Annotated in this window: 13 protein-coding genes and 1 tRNA gene; 5 read left to right on the top strand and 9 right to left on the bottom strand. The window is 50.1% G+C overall.

All coding sequences use genetic code 11. From position 1 onward, the window contains the following. The first annotated feature begins 771 nt into the window (after window positions 1-771). A tRNA-Sec gene (locus tag C942_RS14350) sits at window positions 772-866 on the top strand. A gap of 52 nt (window positions 867-918) precedes the next feature. On the opposite strand, the gene selB is transcribed toward C942_RS14350, so the two are convergent. From selB to fdnG, 6 genes are all read right to left on the bottom strand, one after another. Then, the gene (selB, locus tag C942_RS14345; protein ID WP_007466790.1) at window positions 919-2,862 is read right to left on the bottom strand and encodes a selenocysteine-specific translation elongation factor; all 1,944 of its coding nucleotides are present in this window, start codon (window positions 2,860-2,862) and stop codon (window positions 919-921) included. Continuing rightward, complete coding sequence (gene selA / locus C942_RS14340) at window positions 2,859-4,298, bottom strand: L-seryl-tRNA(Sec) selenium transferase (protein WP_007466788.1); 1,440 nt, start codon at window positions 4,296-4,298, stop codon at window positions 2,859-2,861. The genes selB and selA overlap by 4 nt, the downstream gene beginning before the upstream one ends. A gap of 12 nt (window positions 4,299-4,310) precedes the next feature. Continuing rightward, window positions 4,311-5,204, bottom strand: coding sequence for a formate dehydrogenase accessory protein FdhE (gene fdhE, locus C942_RS14335; protein ID WP_007466786.1), 894 nt, complete (start codon window positions 5,202-5,204; stop codon window positions 4,311-4,313). A 73-nt stretch (window positions 5,205-5,277) separates the two neighbouring features. Continuing rightward, window positions 5,278-5,943: a formate dehydrogenase subunit gamma gene (locus C942_RS14330; protein ID WP_007466783.1), complete on the bottom strand. Its 666-nt coding sequence runs from the start codon at window positions 5,941-5,943 to the stop codon at window positions 5,278-5,280. Beyond that, a complete protein-coding gene (fdxH, locus tag C942_RS14325; RefSeq protein ID WP_007466781.1) occupies window positions 5,943-6,848 on the bottom strand; it encodes a formate dehydrogenase subunit beta in 906 nt (301 codons plus the stop codon). Before fdxH ends, C942_RS14330 begins: the two co-directional genes overlap by 1 nt. Before the next feature lie 3 nt (window positions 6,849-6,851). Then, window positions 6,852-9,866 carry a formate dehydrogenase-N subunit alpha gene (gene fdnG, locus C942_RS14320; protein WP_157372631.1) on the bottom strand — a complete coding sequence of 1,005 codons (3,015 nt, stop codon included), beginning with the start codon at window positions 9,864-9,866 and terminating at the stop codon, window positions 6,852-6,854. Between the two features lie 71 nt (window positions 9,867-9,937). On the opposite strand from fdnG, the gene fdhD reads away from it, so the two are divergent. From fdhD to mepA, 3 genes are all read left to right on the top strand, one after another. Further along, window positions 9,938-10,795 (top strand): formate dehydrogenase accessory sulfurtransferase FdhD, encoded by an 858-nt coding sequence (gene fdhD / locus C942_RS14310; RefSeq protein ID WP_232428180.1) that lies wholly within the window; start codon window positions 9,938-9,940, stop codon window positions 10,793-10,795. 326 nt (window positions 10,796-11,121) lie between these two features. Further along, on the top strand, window positions 11,122-12,102 hold the full coding sequence (locus C942_RS14305) for a sugar-binding transcriptional regulator (protein ID WP_007466777.1): 981 nt from the start codon (window positions 11,122-11,124) through the stop codon (window positions 12,100-12,102). Window positions 12,103-12,226: 124 nt separating this feature from the next. Next, on the top strand, window positions 12,227-13,060 hold the full coding sequence (gene mepA / locus C942_RS14300; protein ID WP_007466775.1) for a penicillin-insensitive murein endopeptidase: 834 nt from the start codon (window positions 12,227-12,229) through the stop codon (window positions 13,058-13,060). A 57-nt stretch (window positions 13,061-13,117) separates the two neighbouring features. Here the strand turns inward: mepA and C942_RS14295 are convergent, their stop codons facing one another. The 3 genes from C942_RS14295 to rdgC all read right to left on the bottom strand — a co-directional run bounded on the left by C942_RS14295 (window position 13,118) and on the right by rdgC (window position 15,913). Beyond that, window positions 13,118-13,372, bottom strand: a complete 255-nt coding sequence (locus C942_RS14295) for a YfhL family 4Fe-4S dicluster ferredoxin (RefSeq protein ID WP_007466773.1) — start codon at window positions 13,370-13,372, stop codon at window positions 13,118-13,120. A gap of 5 nt (window positions 13,373-13,377) precedes the next feature. After that, entirely contained in the window at window positions 13,378-14,763 is a 1,386-nt protein-coding gene (trhP, locus tag C942_RS14290; RefSeq protein ID WP_007466771.1) for a prephenate-dependent tRNA uridine(34) hydroxylase TrhP, read from the bottom strand. Window positions 14,764-15,001: 238 nt separating this feature from the next. Then, window positions 15,002-15,913 carry a recombination-associated protein RdgC gene (rdgC, locus tag C942_RS14285; RefSeq protein ID WP_198160168.1) on the bottom strand — a complete coding sequence of 304 codons (912 nt, stop codon included), beginning with the start codon at window positions 15,911-15,913 and terminating at the stop codon, window positions 15,002-15,004. Window positions 15,914-16,067: 154 nt separating this feature from the next. Between rdgC and C942_RS14280 the strand changes: the two genes are divergently transcribed. After that, entirely contained in the window at window positions 16,068-17,303 is a 1,236-nt protein-coding gene (locus C942_RS14280; RefSeq protein WP_007466766.1) for an exonuclease SbcCD subunit D C-terminal domain-containing protein, read from the top strand. Window positions 17,304-17,309 lie beyond the last annotated feature (6 nt).

Here is a 17,309-nt window from a genome sequence, read left to right as displayed (position 1 = left end):
GTCGAAAGACTTGGGCTTTTTTGTATTTGGAGACTTGTGTTCGTCCTTCGGCCGAATGAGTCCCGCTGGAGCGCCAGCCCGGCCGCTCCGCCACTTATTAAGAAGCCCAGACTGCGCGTCTAATTGAACGCAAGTCCGGCCGTTTCGCCTGCTGCTCTAACCCTTTTTTATTTGTCCCCAGCTTTCCAGAAAGCCCTTTATTTTCTTGTCGTGCCCAAAAGGCCGACTCCGACTGTCGACTTGTTTCTCTTCGCATTTTTTCCCTACTTTCATGTGATTAAGTAGGTTGTTGTTAGCGTGATAAGTAGAAAAATGAAAGCATGTACAGCTCTTTTAGCTTTTAGAATATAGTGGGAAAAAAGCTGTACAGAAATAAAATCATTAAAAATCAGATACTTATTGTGGTAAAAGTAGAGGGAAAAGTAATAAATGAAAAAGCGTTCAGCTTTTAGCTCATCATGGGTAATAAAGTTGTACGTGATTGAGCTGATAATGAGGCTTCAAAGCGGTCGCTAAATCTGAGCTTATGGGCTGTGTTTTCCTGAGGAATGGTTCGATCAGAATGGCTAAGCTTGATAAGCCGAAGAGGAGGAAAAGTAACATGCTGAATTCAAGTATAAAGCCTGTTTTTTGCTTGAGTAACAGGCTCGTTTTATATTGATGCAGGATAGGTTAATCAACTGATTTATTTAATAAATAATTCGATTCTTTTATGAGGAAAGTATTGAAAAGAAGGCTGCTTGCACATAAAATATGTCACACAAATTAGACGGAAGAACGGCGTATCCGGTGATGCGTCCGGATTTCAAATCCGGGTAGGGCTGCCAGCAGTCCTGGGTAGGTTCGACTCCTATGTTCTTCCGCCACTTTCTCTTCTCTTCTCTTCTCTTCTCTTCTCTTCTCTTCTCTTCTCTTCTCTTATTCTTTAAATAACCCCTCATCCCTTAGAAGACGATGGTTTTGATAGCGTCTGGTAAAGCCGATTTTGTCGAAGTATTCCAATAGCTGTACAGCAACTTTACGCCCAAGCCCGGTGAGGTTTCGAAAATCTGCGGTTTCTAACTTTTTCTCTTCAGCTATTTTTTGTCTGATGATATCGGCAATGGTGATCAGTGCGCGGTTCGTGCAGTAGCGGTCTTTGACTATGGCGGTGATGAAGCCGAGTTGAGCTAGTTTATAGCTGAACAGGCGCAGGGCTTTTTCTTCTCGATTACAAGCTTTGGCGATGTCCCGAATCCATAATGGTGCTTTTGCTTTTTCAAATTCAGATTCGATTTGTTGCCATAAAATCTGTTCTTCAGCTGTTAGCTGTAATTGATGCTGCGGCAGGTGCAGCCAGCCTCTGGTATTACACAGCTTGTTTTTATTCACCATTACTTGCAGTAGATGATCGACGATTGTTTTTGGATGGCTGAGTGCAGCCATTCGGTGAAGGCGATCCCGGCCTATTCCAAGATGATCACAGCAGTTTTGATGATAGAGGGTCAGGCTCTCTATTATGTGGTTTTCCAAATCTTCCAAGTAAGAGAAATGGCAAAGCCAGCTTTGAATTATTTGCTGCTTATCATTATCAACCTGCTTTGAGAGATCTTCTGGTGATAATTGATGTTGCCAGCAGAAATCGTCGATATGAACCGGCGCGTTTTGTAGTGACAGCTGCAATATATTTTGCGGTTGAGTGAGTGTGGCCCGCTGGTTCAGCCGGGTTAGGCGTTCAGGTTTGCGTTTGCCTCTGGTTGGCGGTGATAGTTCTATGGCTGTTGCTGAACCCAGGCTGATCTTGGCGGCCGGATCACGGATCAACAATTTGTCCTGTTCGGTAATGTGCAGTGGATTATCAAACACCAACTCAGCAAGCCCTGATTGCCCGGCATCAATATGTTGTTGTTCAAGTAGCGCCAAGCGGGCAGTTATGTGGGAAGCAACATGGAATACCTGTACTTGCTGCCAGTGTTTTATGGCCTGATCTGCTTTTAGAGTGACAGTGATCCGAGAACTGGGTGCTTGTGGCTCTATAGCAAACAACCAGTCCCCTCGTGACAGTTTGTCTTTATCAATATCACCGCTCAGATTGAGAGCGACACGTTGATCGGCATGTGCTTGTTCGGCTTTTTTTCCTTGGCAATGCAGGCTTCTTACTCTGATCTTAATAGGCTTTTGTAATTGTCGTGATGCTAGATACAGATGATCGCCTATTTTTACCCGGCCGCTCAGGACGGTGCCGGTCACAACCAGTCCTGTGCCTTTGACGGTAAAGGCTCGGTCTATGGCAAGTCTGAAGCTGTTGATAGTTTTGGGTTGCTGATTGCATTTATCTGTCAGGGCTTTGAGGTGTTGTTTCAATTCGGCGATGCCGTCACCGGTGTATGCAGAGCAAGCAAATAGCTTCCATGATGAAAAACCATATTGTGTGAGAACCCTTTCCAGTTCTGCTTCTCTGTTTTGTTGTTGTTCTTTGCTGACTTTATCTGACTTGGTTAACACGACCGTCAGGCTTTCGATTGCCAGAAGATGCAAAATTTTCAGGTGCTCGTAGCTTTGCGGCATGAGACCTTCATCACTGGCGACCACAAACATGGCATGCCGGGCGGTGCCGACACCAGCCAGCATGTTGCTGAGAAATTTCTCATGGCCGGGAACATCAATGAAGCCGAGGATGTTGTCCGGGGAAGCCTCTGGGTTATCTGATTGTTGATTATCCGATGACTGATGATACGAAGACAGTGGCATGAACGCGTAGCCCAGATCGATCGTAAGACCTCGCTTTTGTTCTTCCGGCAGGCGATCGGTATCAGTTCCGGTCAGTGCTTGTAGCAGGTGGGTTTTGCCGTGGTCGACGTGTCCGGCTGTCACAATAATCATGCGGGTATCTCTTGGTGCTGGTTGGCAATCAGGGTGTTGATTTGTTCAATGAAATCGGCTTCGTGACTGAGGCCGCGCATACATAACCAAAGTTTGTCGTGATGAATCCGGCCAATAATCGGGATGTTTCCGCCTGCCAGTTGCTCAGCCAGATGATGAAGGCTTTGGTTTGAGCCTGATTTAGGGTTGAAGGTGATAGCAATTGACATCAGCTGTTCTGTCGGTAGTGCTCCGCTACCGATTTGTCCCATACTTGGCTCAGCCTGAAGGTGGAAATGCGAGCCTGCCAATTGTCGAAGTACAGGGAGAAGCCGCTGCGCCTGAGCATTCAGCTCGCTTAGTGGACGGGTGAGTTTCGCCAGTGTTGGCAGTTCACAAGGTAGTCGTTCCGGGTGACGGTAGAGGTTAAGAGTCGCTTCAAGAGATGCCAGTGTCATCTTGTCACAACGTAGTGCCCGCTTGAGTGGGTGGTGCTGGATTAGTTCAATCAGTTCTTTGTCACCGGCAATGATCCCAGCCTGTGGGCCGCCAAGTAATTTATCCCCGGAAAAACTGACCAGGTTGATGCCATCAGCAATCATAGATTGTGGCATGGGTTCGGCTGGCAGGTCGTATTCGGCGAGGTTGATGAGTGAACCGCTGCCCAGATCGCTGACAACCGGGAGCTGTTGTTCTTTGCCAAGCTGGCACAGTTCGGATTCACTGACTGCACTGGTAAAGCCTTGAATCATGTAGTTGCTGGTGTGTACTTTCATCAGCAAGGCTGTTTGATCCGTGATAGCTTGCTGATAGTCACGTAAATGGGTGCGGTTGGTGGCACCCACTTCAACCAGTTTGCAGCCAGCTTGCTTCATGACATCCGGAATTCGAAATGAACCGCCGATCTCCACAAGTTCACCGCGAGAGACAATCACCTCTTTACCGGCAGCCATTGTCGCCAGCATGATAAGCACGGCGGCGGCATTGTTATTGACGATACAGGCATCCTCGCATCCGATTAGTTCTTGCAGTAATTGGCTGATGGCCTGATCTCGATGGCCTCGTTGTGCGTTGGCAAGTGAGTATTCCAGTGTCGCCGGATGGCGCATGACCTGAGTAACTGCGGCAATCGCGGCTTCGGCCTGTTGGGCCCGGCCAAGGTTGGTATGGAGTATTGTGCCGGTCAGGTTGAACACCCGGCGCTGACCCGGCTGGGACTGCTTTTCCAGTCCGTCAGCCAACAGTCGGCAGAGTTGTGGTTCGTCAATGTCCCTGTTACCAATCCATGAGGGAAGTTGCTGTTGCTGGCGAATAACCTGGCGGGCTTCATCGAGAAGCTGGCGAATCCGAACAAGGGTATTGGTTCGGCCATGTCGTTCAGGCAGGTTGTGGTGCTCCGCAAGGTGCAGGAGCCTGTCGACGCTCGGAAGTCGGCCGTATAAGTTATTCGCAGTCATGATTTTTTCTGATCACTGTAAAACGGGAAGCAAGAACGGGTTGAAGCCGCTGCGCAGCAGGGCGGTTTCGCTGAGTTTGACATCAAGGACCAGCGAGGCCAGATCGTCGGCAACAGCATCAAGCTGATGGTCTTTTTCAAGGAACATCAGCTTGAGGTAGCTCTGGCATTCATCGCATGTTTCGGCGCGAACCTGAGCGTCGTTTTCTTCCAGGCTGGCCAGTTTGATTTGGCGGCTATCACCGCACTGGGTGCATTGGGCGCGGATACTGTTCCATTGTGCTTCGCACAGGCTACAGTGGAGATAGCGGTGCCCTGAATCGTTAACCATGCTGGCAACCGGCGCGCTGTGGCAAAGTGGGCAATGGAGCAGGTTTTCATTTCCTTCCTGCTGCCATTCAAAACGGCTGTTGGCTACAAGCAGGCTGAAGAAGGTATTGAGTGCCGCCCAGATGAAGATCGCTTGTTCGGCTGGCACCAGTTCGAAATTGCCCTGACGCAGTGCTTTGCCATAATTCACCAGCGCATCGTTTGCTTGCTGATTCAGTTGCTCCAGTGTTGTTTTGATGTCGTCACTAACCAGCGGAGCCAATTGTTCGATCAGATCATTCAGGATATCTAGCCAGATGTTTTCCGGCTCAAAGTGTTGAACACTCAGCGGCATTTGCTCACTGATTTGAGGCTGAAGCTGAACTTTATCCTGGTAGGCTGCGGTTAGGTTTGCCTGTACCTGGGTGATTTGGCCGACCAGCAGCAGGTAGTCAGCCATAAATGACTCTTTGGCCAGCTGGCGTAGTCGGGCTGCACGGGATTCAAAAATGGTTTGCGGCTGACCGATGATCAGCGGTTTGAAACCATCGGCAGACTGCCGGGTGATGGTGTCTTTTTCAAGAATGCGAACACTCATGGGTTAACCTTTCTAAGAAAAATAAAGAAGCTGCAGGCATATGCCTGAAGCTTCTGTTGAAGCCGCGAACGACTTATTTTTGTGTTTCTTTACTTTGGGTCTTTTTATTCGGTGCTTTTTTAGCAAACAATTCGCGATACCAGCGCGGGTGATGCTGTTTCGCCCAAGCCGGTGAGACTTTGCCGTCAAGCATGCCTTCGATAGAACCTTCAACCCAGTACGCCATGTAAGCGTGGATCAGCAGGCTGATACCAAATAGCGCAGCAATGGCCGAGTGGGTTAGCAGGGCAAGGCGAACATACTCAATATCAAAGTAAGCGGAGAAATAGGCCCGCCATGCGACGATACCGGATACCAACAGCAGAACGGCTGATGCCAGGAACTGACGCAGGATCAGTTTCTGCCCCGGGTTGTACTGACCGACTTCCGGGATCCGCTCTTCATTTTCCAGCAGCACATCCTTAATACGTAGCATCCATTTCAGATCACCCTGTTCAAAGTGATTGTGGTGCCAGTACCGGAAAGCCAGGAAGAACAGGCCGAGACACATCGCCACCCCAAAGAAAGGGTGAAGGATGCGTGCCAGTTGCGGCGTACCGAAGATAAAGCTCAGCCAGTGCAGCGGCGCAAACATGAATGACAGGCCTGAAAGCAGGCTCATCACCCCGGTGAAAGCCACTGTCCAGTGGGCAAGGCGATCTAACGGCTTATGACGTAAAATGGTTTTTCCCCCATTCATTACTTATCTCCTTCTGCCTTGCTGTCCTGGTGTGATTCGCTTTCTTCTTCGGCTCTGACCCGGTTACGACCGACAGTGATCCTGTGGATGGCTGCCAGCGCCAGGGTGCCGACAAAACCGGCTGCCGACAGCGGTTTGAGCGCGTCTTTCCACAAGGTTACCGAGGTGCCGATCTTCGGCTCTTTCGGCAGGTCGTAGTGCTCCGGCTGAGTGATATCATGAAGAACATAAATCACATGGGTGCCGTTAACGCCTTGCGGGTTATAGATCCCGGCTTTGCTGTGTCCCTTGGCTTTCAGTTGAGCAACACGTTGCTCGGCATAGTGCAGGATTTCCTCCCTAGCACCGAAGCGCAGAGCCCCGGTCGGACAGGTTTTTACGCACGATGGCGCCTGACCAGCCTGCAAGCGGTCGAGGCACAGGGTGCACTTGTACACCCTGTTATCGACCGGATTCAGGCGTGGGATATCAAACGGACAGCCGGCGATACAGTAGCCGCAGCCGACACATTTTTCAGAGTTGAAATCCACCACGCCGTTTTCGTACTGAACGATGGCACCGGGCTGCGGACAGGCTTTCAGGCAGCCCGGATCCGAGCAGTGCATACAGCTATGTTTGCTGAACAGCCACTTGAAGCGGTTGTCTTCTTCCACTTCCTTAAAGTGGATCGTGGTCCAGGCATGGGCGGTCGTATCTTCAGGGTTCTGGTAAGAGTCCTGGAAGCTGCCGACGTCTTCACGCAGATCGTTCCATTCCGAGCAGGCCACCATGCAGCCTTTACAACCGCTGCAGCAGGTTACGTCGATCAGTTTGGTCACTTCTACCTGATGGTGTCGTCCCTGAGCCGGTGGCGTAAGCGACGAAGTTGCAGAGCTGCGAATAATATTCTGAGATTGCATTGTCATGGCTTACTTCACCTTTTCCACATTAACCAGGAATGCCTTGTACTCGGATGTTTGCGAGTTGGCATCACCAACGCTCGGCGTCAGGGTATTAGCCAGGTAGCTTGGCTTGGTATGGCCTTCAAAGCCCCAGTGGATCGGGATCCCCACGGTATGTACGGTCTGGCCGTTAACATGCAGCGGAGCAATCCGTTTGGTCACATAGGCTTTCGCCTCGATAAAGCCACGCTTTGACGATACCCGGATCATGTCGGCATTCTTGATCCCTTTCTCGTTTGCCAGCTCAACACCGATTTCGATGAATTGCTCCGGTTGGACAATCGCATTAAGGCGCGAATGGCTGGTCCAGGTGTGGAAGTGCTCCGTCAGGCGGTATGTGGTACCGATGTACGGGAAAGTTTCCTTGTCACCAAGCTGAGCCAAATCATCTTTGAAGATCCGTGCTGCCGGATTCGAAACCACATTTTTATGCAGCGGGTTAGTGCCCAGCGGCGTTTCGAATGGTTCATAGTGTTCCGGGAACGGGCCTTCGGCCATTTTATCTAGCGCAAACAGACGGCCGACGCCTTCCGGCTGCATGATGAACGGACCGGCATTGCTCGATGGCGGAAGCTTGGCGTTGAAGTCAGGCACATCCGGGCCTGTCCAGCGGTTGTTTTTCCATTCCACCAGAGTACGGCGTTTATCCCACGGTGTACCGTCCGGCTTAGTGGAAGCGCGGTTATACAGAACGCGGCGGTTTGCCGGCCAAGACCATGCCCAGTTTGGCGCCAGGCCTAAACCGGATGGATCGCTGTTGTCACGGCGTGCCGTCTGGTTACCTGCTTCGGTCCAGCTACCGGCATAAAGCCAGCAAGCGGCATTGGTAGAGCCGTCGGCTTTCATTTCCGAGAAGCTTGATAGCTGTTTGCCCTGAGCGTTCTTACCGTTCAGCTCTTTTGCCAGCTCAATTGTCTGCGGCTCTTCCGGATTAGCGTAATCCCAGTTAAGCGACAGGATTGGCTCGGCATAAGTACCACCTTCATGCTGATACATCTCGCGCATCTTCAGGAAGATACCGGCAAGGATTTCGGCATCGCCTTTGGCTTCGGCCGGTTTGTCTGCGGCTTTCCAGTGCCACTGCAGCCAGCGTGATGAGTTCACAATCGTACCGTCTTCTTCGGCAAAGCAGGCGGTCGGCAAACGGAATACTTCAGTTTCAATGCTCGCGGTATCAACCTCGTTCACATCCGGCTTGTGTTGCCAGAAGGTTGAGGTTTCGGTTACCAGCGGATCGATAACAACCAGGTACTTCAGCTGAGACAGGCTGTTGATGATTTTGTTTTTGTTCGACATGGACGCAAGCGGGTTGAAGCCCTGGCAGATATAGCCGTTCACTTCCCCTTTGTTCATCATCTCGAAGTACTTCATCATGTCATACATCTGATCCCACTTCGGCATCATCTCAAAGCCCCAGCCATTTTCGGCAGTCGCTTTGTCGCCCCAGAATGATTTCATCAGGGAGACGAAAAATGCCGGGTAGTGCTGCCAGTAATTGGTCTGATCTGGTCGCAGCGGCACTGGTGTATGATGCTGAATGTAAGTATCAAAGTTGATGTCTTTGTCCGACGGTAACTTCAGGTATCCCGGCAGGCTTTGTGCCAGCAGGCCAAGGTCTGTGATCCCCTGAATATTTGAGTGACCACGCAGGGCGTTAACGCCGCCGCCGGCCATGCCCATGTTACCCAGCAGCAACTGAACCATTGCCATCGAACGGATGTTTTCAGCGCCTTTTGAGTGCTGAGTCCAGCCTGTCGCGTACAGGATCGTCGCCGTTTTATTGTCGGCTGCTGTCGCGGCAAGTAATTTACAAATTTTCTTGTAGTCGTCGATTGGCGTACCGCAGATGTTGGTGACAACTTCCGGGGTATAGCGGGCCACATGCTCTTTGAGCAGGTTCCACACACAACGCGGATGCTGTAGGGTTTCATCCGTCAGTGCATGGCCGTTGTCATCAAGCTGATAAAACCAGCTGCTACGGTCGTATTGACGATTTTCCGCATCGTAGCCGGAGAACAGACCATCGTGGAACGCATAGTCGTCACGAACGATAAAGCTCGCATTGGTATATGCTTTTACGTATTCGTGATTCACCTGGTCGGTTTCGATCAGGTAGCGGATCACACCTAGCAGGAAGGCGATATCACTACCTGAACGGATCGGCGAATAGTGATCTGCCAGTGCCGCTGTACGGGTAAAGCGGGGATCGACAACAATGAGTTCTGCGTTATTGTGTTTTTGTGCATCCACTACCCAGCGGAAACCGACAGGGTGAGCTTCAGCGGCGTTACCGCCCATAACTAGGATCAGGTTAGCGTTTTTAATATCTACCCAATGATTGGTCATCGCGCCGCGGCCAAATGTTGGAGCAAGACTTGCTACCGTAGGGCCGTGTCAAACGCGAGCTTGGGTGTCAACTGATACCAGTCCGATACCGCGGGCAAACTTCTGGGTTAACCAGCCGTTTTCATTGCTTTCTGCCGACGCACACAGCATGCCGGTTGAAAGCCAGCGGTTCACTGTGGTGCCTTCTTCGTTTGTTTGAATCAGGTTGGCATCGCGGTCTTGTTTCATTAGTTTGGCGATGCGGCTGAAGGCTTCTTCCCAGGAAATACGCTGCCATTTGTCTGAACCCGGTGCGCGGTATTCAGGGTATTTCAGGCGCTGCTCACTGTTGATGAAGTCGACAAGACCTGCGCCTTTAGGACAAAGAGCGCCGCGGCTTACCGGATGATCCGGATCCCCTTCAACATGGAAGGCTTTTTGTTTGATATCACCTGCACCGTCACCCAGGCTGTAAATCAGCAGGCCACAACCGACAGAGCAGTATGAACAGGAATTTCGTGTCTCTTTCGCGGCAGTTAGCTTGAATTCCCGCGCCTGAGCCCAGGCTTTTTTCGGGATCGCTGCCAGCGATGCGATTGAAGTGCTCACAACACTTCCTGCGCATAATTTAAATAATTGACGTCTACTTATATTCAAAGTCAACTCGCTCACTTTATTAAATAATAATTGTATTACAAAGGAAGTGGGTTATTCTAACTGCAATTTTAATGTCGTCAATTATTAATATATTAAGTTCTATGCTTTGTAATTTATCGCGTGATGAATCTCATGATTACGTAGAGTATTCAGAGATGGAAATAATTAAATATGAGAATGGAATAAAAACAGAATGTGTCGATTTTATTGCTGAAGAAGTACCGGTAGCACTTATTTATAATGGTGTTTCCCATGCAGTAATGATGGCGACACCCTCTGAATTAAAGAGCTTTGCGATAGGTTTTTCTTTATCAGAAAGAATCATAAATGATATTAAAGAAATAAAATATATTGAAATAATAAATAATAAAGTTGGCGTTGAAGTTCATATTGAACTGCAAATGCGGCGCTTTATGGCGTTAAAGGAAAGGCGCCGTAATATGGTAGGAAGAACGGGATGTGGCTTATGTGGTGTTGAGCATCTTAAGCAGGCAATTAAGCCGGTATCGTTGGTTTTGGATACTAGTAATATTAACTTATCTGTCATAAATCAAGCTGTTAAGTCGTTGTATGACAGCCAGATACTAGCCAGGACCACTGGATGCACCCATGCAGCTGTCTGGCTGAATACGGTCGGAGAGGTCAAGGCAGTTTATGAAGATGTGGGGCGGCATATTGCCATGGATAAGCTGATTGGTGCCCGGGCACAAAATAATGACTTACAGCAAGGCGCAATTCTTATCACCAGCCGGGCAAGTTACGAAATAGTCCAGAAAGCTACCTCTGTTGGCGTGGAGATATTATTGGCCGTATCAGCACCTACCGCTTTAGCTATAAAGCTGGCTGATGATTCAGGTTTAACATTGGTGGGCTTTTGTCGTGAAGGTCGTGCTGTTATTTATACCCATAAACACCGAATACTGACTTAAAATACAGACGGATTACTTTTAATTACCTGTAATGATGTCGATGCTTTATTTATCTCTGTATGATTATTTAAATTATGCTGGAGAGTTTTTTATATTCTATTTTTACTCAGCTTTATTTGTTTGTGTTGGTAATAAAATAAAGACTATAAGGAATGTAAATACTGATAAATAACAATAAGACGGTAATTATTACCAATAGTTCCCTGGTATCAGTTTGTGGGTAATGACCTGTTTCCTCCGTTTCATGCCTTGGCCGGATCAGGTAACATGGCTCCCATTGTGATGTAAGCCGTACACAAAGATGCTAAGAGGAATAGGAAGGCAAAATGAGCCAGGTGATGAGTGACCCTCAACATGTAGACAGTGATCTGCTGACAGAAATCGCGATTGCGTATTATCAGGACGGGGCGACGCAGGAAGAGATTTCGAAAAAGTTCGGTATGTCACGAGCCAAAGTCGGTCGTATGCTGCGACGGGCCCGTGATGAGGGCGTCGTTGAGATCACCGTCAAGTATCACCCGGTGTTCAGTGAAAAGCTTGAGCAGCAACTGATAGAGCGGTTCAATTTGAAGCGGGCGCTGATTGCATTGGATCAGCCGGACGATGAAACTCAGCGCCAGCAAGTGGCAAGTCTGGTTTCAAGCTATCTGGCATCGACGTTGACCGACGACATGGTGGTAACGGTCGGGCAGGGGCGAAATATTGCTTCTATTGCCGGCCATGTTGGCGTTGTACCTCAGCGTAAATGCCGTTTTGTGTGCGGGATTGGCGGTACGCACCGCTCCGGTAATGCGATTAATGCAGACCACATCTGCCGTCAGCTGGCAAAGAAATACGACGGGATCAGTGAGACCTTGTATGCGCCGGCCTATGTTGAAGACATTAAGGTAAAAGAAGCCTTCATGAAGAACGGGACGGTGAAAGAGACGCTGGATCGTGCCCGCCGCGCTGATGTTGCACTGGTTGGTGTCGGGGATATGGATGAAAACAGCCATATGGTGAAACTGGGCTGGTTTACCCCGCAGGAAATTGTTGAGGCCCGTATCCGTAAAGGTGTGGTCGGTGATATTGCCGGTTATGACTTTTTTGACAGTCAGGGCAAGAAAGCCGATACCCGAATGAGTGATCGGGTGATTGGCCTGAGCATGGATGAGCTGCGCCATATCCCGACTGTGGTAGTAATGGCAGCTGAAAACAGTAAGGCATTGGCATTATTGGGTGCATTGCGCTCCGGTGTGGTTGATGTACTGGCAACCAGCGTGAGTAATGCGCTGACGATTCTTAATCTGGATCAGCAGATGAAGTAAGCGCGATTGCTTTATTGGGTTTGGAAAGGGCTGCCGGTGAGCAGCCCTTTTTTGTGGTTGTGATTTGTCATCGCTTGCTATGCTTTTACGAGGGATATTTTTCAACGGGCAGGGAAGGGACAAAGTGTTAAGACGTTTATTGTTACCGCTGTTTGGATTGATGGTGGCATTGCCTGTTTGGGCAAGTCCTTGGGAGAAGGTTGAATCGCCAACCGAAGAGCAGCCGCAGTCGATTGGGACATACAACAATGGTTGTCTGGCCGGAGGCGAAAACCTGCCTTTGCAGGGCGAAGGTTATCAAGTGATGCGTTCTCACCGTGGGCGTTATTATGGTCATCCGGAAACCATCACATTTTTGCGAGATCTGTCGAAGCAAGTGCATAAGCTGGAGTTGGGGCAGTTGCTGGTGGGTGATATTGCCATGCCGCGTGGCGGGCGTTTTTCATCCGGTCATGCCAGTCATCAAACGGGGCTGGATGCAGATATTTGGCTTAAGCTGACCGATAAGCCACTTTCTGAAGAAGAGCTGATTGATGTCCAGCCGCTGCCTATGGTTCACCTCAAGGATTACAAAATCAACAAGGATAACTGGGGACAGGAGCAGGCGCAGTTGATCAGCCTGGCTGCCGTTGATGAGCGGGTTGCGCGGATTTTTGTCCACCCGGTTATCAAAGGACAACTGTGCCAGCAGGAATGGAAAGACAGGAGCTGGTTGCGCAAAGTCCGGCCCTGGTGGGGGCACTACTACCACTTCCATGTTCGGCTCCATTGCCCGGACGGCGACAGTAACTGCAAGGCACAGAAAGCACCGCCAGCCGGGGATGGTTGCGGTGCTGAGTTAACTTCCTGGAAGCCTAAGCTGACACCGAAGAAGGAAAAGCCAAAGAAAGTGGCCAAGAAAGCGAAGAAGAAAGCCCCCGTGCCACCGGATCAGTGTCTGGCGTTGTTACGAAACTAATACGGGTCACTGATATAAAAAAAGCGCCATCTGGCGCTTTTTTTAGTGAACCCGAGATTATGCAAGACCTTGTAGGGTAACGAACTTCTCAAGTAGTTCGTCATCGGTCTCAACGTGATCCGGGTCGGTAATAATGCAGTTGGTGATCGGACAAACTGACTGACAGGTCGGCTTGTCGTAATGACCTTTACATTCTGTGCATTTATCCGGGTTGATCTCGTAGATCTCATCACCCATGGTGATCGCTTCGTTTGGACACTCAGGATCACACATGTCGCAGTTAATGCACTTTTTGGTAATTAGCAGTGCCATAGCGATTACTTGCTGTCTTTAGGTGCGTGAGGGTTACGAGTGTTCTCACCTGTGTTCAGGTTACGCATCAGCAGGCCATATTCCAGATCCATATCCTGAGGAACTGGGATAAATACGAAGTGGCCGTTGCCTTTCGCATCGTCGATTGACTCTGACTTGCGGTTTTCCATCATCTCAAGGGTGAAGATCACGTTGCCTTGCGGCGTCATCATTTCAAGGCTGTCGCCGACAACGAATTTGTTCTTCACTTCAACTTCAGCCAGGTCGCCACGGCGCTTACCTGTGAACTCACCGACAAACTGCTGTGAGTCAGAAATAGAGTAACCGTAATCGTAGTTCTGGTATGAATCGTGAGTGTGACGGCGAAGGAAGCCTTCGGTGTAGCCACGGTGTGCCAGGCTTTCCAGCGTACCCATCAGGCTTTCGTCAAACGGCTTGCCCGCTACTGCGTCATCAATTGCTTTACGGTAAACCTGAGCGGTACGTGCACAGTAGTAGAACGACTTAGTACGACCTTCGATCTTCAGCGAGTGAACGCCCATCTTAGTCAGGCGATCAACGTGCTGGATAGCGCGCAGATCTTTTGAGTTCATGATGTAAGTGCCGTGCTCGTCTTCGAATGCCGCCATTTTCTCTTCAGGACGGTGGCTTTCACTCAGCAGCATAACTTCATCAGTTGGCTTGCCTAGGCCGATAGTGTTGTCAGGGCGCTCTGCGTCCTGCATTTGTACCGCGTCCTGAACTTCAACGATCTGGCCAGCATCGTTCTGAGTCGCTTTTTCTACTTTGTATTCCCAGCGGCAAGCGTTAGTGCAGGTACCCTGATTCGGGTCACGCTTGTTGATGTAGCCGGAAAGCAGGCAGCGACCAGAGTAAGCCATGCAAAGCGCACCGTGAACGAAAATTTCCAGTTCGGTGTTCGGGCATTTTTCACGGATTTCTTCGATCTCTTCCAGAGACAGCTCGCGTGACAGAATGACACGCTCAACGCCCTGGCTTTCCCAGAATTTAACGGTTGCCCAGTTAACTGCGTTCGCCTGTACAGACAGGTGAATCGGCATTTCAGGGAAGTTTTCGCGAACCAGCATGATAAGGCCAGGGTCAGACATGATCAGGGCATCAGGGCCCATGTCTACAACTGGCTTAAGGTCGCGGATGAAAGTTTTTAGCTTAGAGTTATGTGGCTGAATGTTACATACCACGTAAAGCTTCTTGCCCTGGGCGTGTGCTTCGTCGATACCGATTTTCAGGTTCTCGTGGTTGAACTCGTTGTTACGAACACGAAGGCTGTAACGTGGCTGGCCAGCGTAGACAGCATCTGCACCGTAGGCGAATGCGTAACGCATGTTTTTCAGACTGCCCGCAGGCGATAACAATTCAGGTTTAAACATAGCTCTTATATTCCAGTGTCTGATTGCAAATCAGGCCGTATCGCAGGGGGATACGGGTGTGAGGCGCGATTTTACTGTGATCCGTACCACAAAGGCAACGAAAACGGGGGAAAGAGGTGAGTTTTAAGTATTGAGAGGCAAGAAAAAGAGAGAAGAGTCAGTAGAGCAGAGGGTGGGAATAATAAAAGCGAAGTACAGAGACTCGAAACTTGTCCCCCATACTTCGCTTTTGAAATTGTTATTCCTTCGCTTCCAGGCCGCCCAGTACTTCGAACAGGTTAGGCAGGAAGGCAGAGAATTCGCCGCACATCAGTGACAGGTCAGCATCGATACGCTGAGCAACATCTTCACGGTCGATGTCGTCATTTTCGTCTTTCAGGTCATCAGAGAACTTCAGGCGCTTAACAGTCAGGTCTTCGCCCAGCACGAAGTCGATACGATCCTGCCAGTTCAGAGCCAGCTTGGTTACCAGCTTGTCAGCTTCGATGTGAGCCATGATTTCATCGCTGCTCAGATCCTGCTGCTTACAACGAACCACACCGCCGTCTTCCAGTACTGCTTTCAGCTCGGCTTCTTCACCGACAGTAAAGCCGTTTGGTGAAGTGTTAGAACGTACCCACTCAGTCATGGTCAGCTCAGCTGGTTTCTCCGGCGTTACCGGTACAACCGGCAGGCTGCCGATAGATTTACGCAGCAGCGCCAGCAGATCTTCTGCTTTTTTGAAGCTGCCTGCATCAACTACGATAAAGCCCTGTTTCGGCATGATCAGCGCGTAAGTTTGCTGGTGGCGGCTGAAAGCACGAGGTAGCAGATCCATCACGATTTCATCTTTGATGGTGTCTTTTTCTGTCTTCTTCAGCTTACGGCCCAGGTCTTTTTCCTGCGCTTCAACCTTGGCTGCCATTGATTCTTTGATCACTGAAGACGGTAGCATTTTCTCTTCTTTACGGGCACAGATCAGAATATTGTCGCCACTTACATGGGTGAACATATCACCGTGCTTGCCCAGAGCGTGAACCCAGCCAAATTTTTGCATGTCCTGGCTACCACAAGGGGTAAAGCGAAACTCTTCAAGCTGTTTTTCCAGCTGATCCGGATTTAGCTCAATTTCACGGCTAAAGCGATATGTCAGTACGTTTTTAAACCACATCATGGCAGTTACAAATCCTAGGTTGTGCATCAGGCTGACAATCTTATTGCATTGCTCTGGTTTTGTCGCATTTTTCTCTGGCTTTGCGGCTTGGGAAAATAAAATTGTGGGGTACAATCGGGTAAGTTTTCCTGACTGGCATATACATATCGTAATGAAAATCCTCCATACCTCCGACTGGCATTTAGGCCATCAGCTTCATGGTTATAACCGCGATTACGAACATCAGACTTTTCTCGACTGGCTGGCAGAAACACTGGAACAACAGCAGGTAGATGCCCTGCTGGTGGCCGGTGATATTTTTGATACAGCCAACCCGCCGGCCAGTGCCTGGCGGATGCTGTACCGTTTTATGGCACGCCTGGCGCAGACCATGCCGAAGCTGGATGTGGTGATGATTGGCGGTAACCATGATTCGCCGAGCAAACTGGATGCCCCGCATGAATTGCTGAAAGCGTTTGATTTGCACATGGTCGGCGGTATTCACCGTGATGAGAACGGTGAGCTGGATCACCAGCGAATGCTGGTGCCGTTGACCGATAAGTCCGGAGAGCAGGCGGCGTGGGTGCTGGCCGTTCCGTTTTTGCGTAGTGCCGACCTGCGTACCGAGGATTTGCAAGAAGACGATGACCGCCTGATCAAAGGCGTTGAAACCCTGTATGCCGAAATGACGGAAGTTGCCCGGAACCAGAAAACGCCGGAGCAGGCCCTGATTGGAATGGGTCACGCCTACATGGCGTCGGGCAAGCTGTCTGAAATGTCGGAGCGCCGGGTACTGGGCGGTAACCAGCATGCGCTGCCGGTTTCTATTTTTGCCGACGATATCAGCTATGTCGCACTGGGACACCTGCACCTGGCCCAGCGCGTTGCCAAACAGGAGCATATTCGTTACAGCGGTTCGCCGTTACCGTTGTCGATGTCGGAGCGAGGCTATAACCATCAGGTCGTGCTGGTGGATCTTGATGGCGACAAGGTGACAGAGATTGAGCCTCTGCCAATCCCGCGTGCCGTTGACATGCTGAAAGTGCCGGGTTCGCCGGCTCCGCTGGAGCAGGTATTGGAAGAGCTGAAGGCGTTGGAGGTTGAAGAATGTCCCCGCGAGCAGCAGCCGTTTCTGGAAGTCCATATCCTGCTTGATAAGCCGCAGGCGTTGTTGCGGGAAAAAGTGTTGGGTGCGCTGGAAGGAAAAGCTGTCCGGCTGGCAAAAATCACACCGCATTACCGACAGCAGGAGCAGCAGGACAGCCTGAACTACCGCCGCTTGTCGGAAGTGTCACCGCAGCAGGTATTCAGCCTCAGCTGGTCGAAAAAATATGACGGTGAGCCGGACGAAGCGATGGCAGCAGCATTTGAAACCCTGCTGACTCAGCTTGAAGAAAGTGAAGCATAAGTGGTG

This window comes from Photobacterium marinum, assembly GCF_000331515.1.
GTDB classification, from domain to species: domain Bacteria; phylum Pseudomonadota; class Gammaproteobacteria; order Enterobacterales; family Vibrionaceae; genus Photobacterium; species Photobacterium marinum.
This window is presented reverse-complemented; position numbering and strand designations above follow the sequence as displayed.

Excerpts from the sequence above, each read along its gene's own strand:
- selB (WP_007466790.1), bottom strand. The coding sequence starts at position 2,862 with ATGATTATTGTGACAGCCGGACACGTCGACCACGGCAAAACCCACCTG.
- selA (WP_007466788.1), bottom strand. The coding sequence starts at position 4,298 with ATGACTGCGAATAACTTATACGGCCGACTTCCGAGCGTCGACAGGCTC.
- fdhE (WP_007466786.1), bottom strand. The coding sequence starts at position 5,204 with ATGAGTGTTCGCATTCTTGAAAAAGACACCATCACCCGGCAGTCTGCC.
- C942_RS14330 (WP_007466783.1), bottom strand. The coding sequence starts at position 5,943 with ATGAATGGGGGAAAAACCATTTTACGTCATAAGCCGTTAGATCGCCTT.
- fdxH (WP_007466781.1), bottom strand. The coding sequence starts at position 6,848 with ATGACAATGCAATCTCAGAATATTATTCGCAGCTCTGCAACTTCGTCG.
- fdhD (WP_232428180.1), top strand. The coding sequence starts at position 9,938 with ATGTCGTCAATTATTAATATATTAAGTTCTATGCTTTGTAATTTATCG.
- C942_RS14305 (WP_007466777.1), top strand. The coding sequence starts at position 11,122 with ATGAGCCAGGTGATGAGTGACCCTCAACATGTAGACAGTGATCTGCTG.
- C942_RS14295 (WP_007466773.1), bottom strand. The coding sequence starts at position 13,372 with ATGGCACTGCTAATTACCAAAAAGTGCATTAACTGCGACATGTGTGAT.
- trhP (WP_007466771.1), bottom strand. The coding sequence starts at position 14,763 with ATGTTTAAACCTGAATTGTTATCGCCTGCGGGCAGTCTGAAAAACATG.
- rdgC (WP_198160168.1), bottom strand. The coding sequence starts at position 15,913 with ATGTGGTTTAAAAACGTACTGACATATCGCTTTAGCCGTGAAATTGAG.
- C942_RS14280 (WP_007466766.1), top strand. The coding sequence starts at position 16,068 with ATGAAAATCCTCCATACCTCCGACTGGCATTTAGGCCATCAGCTTCAT.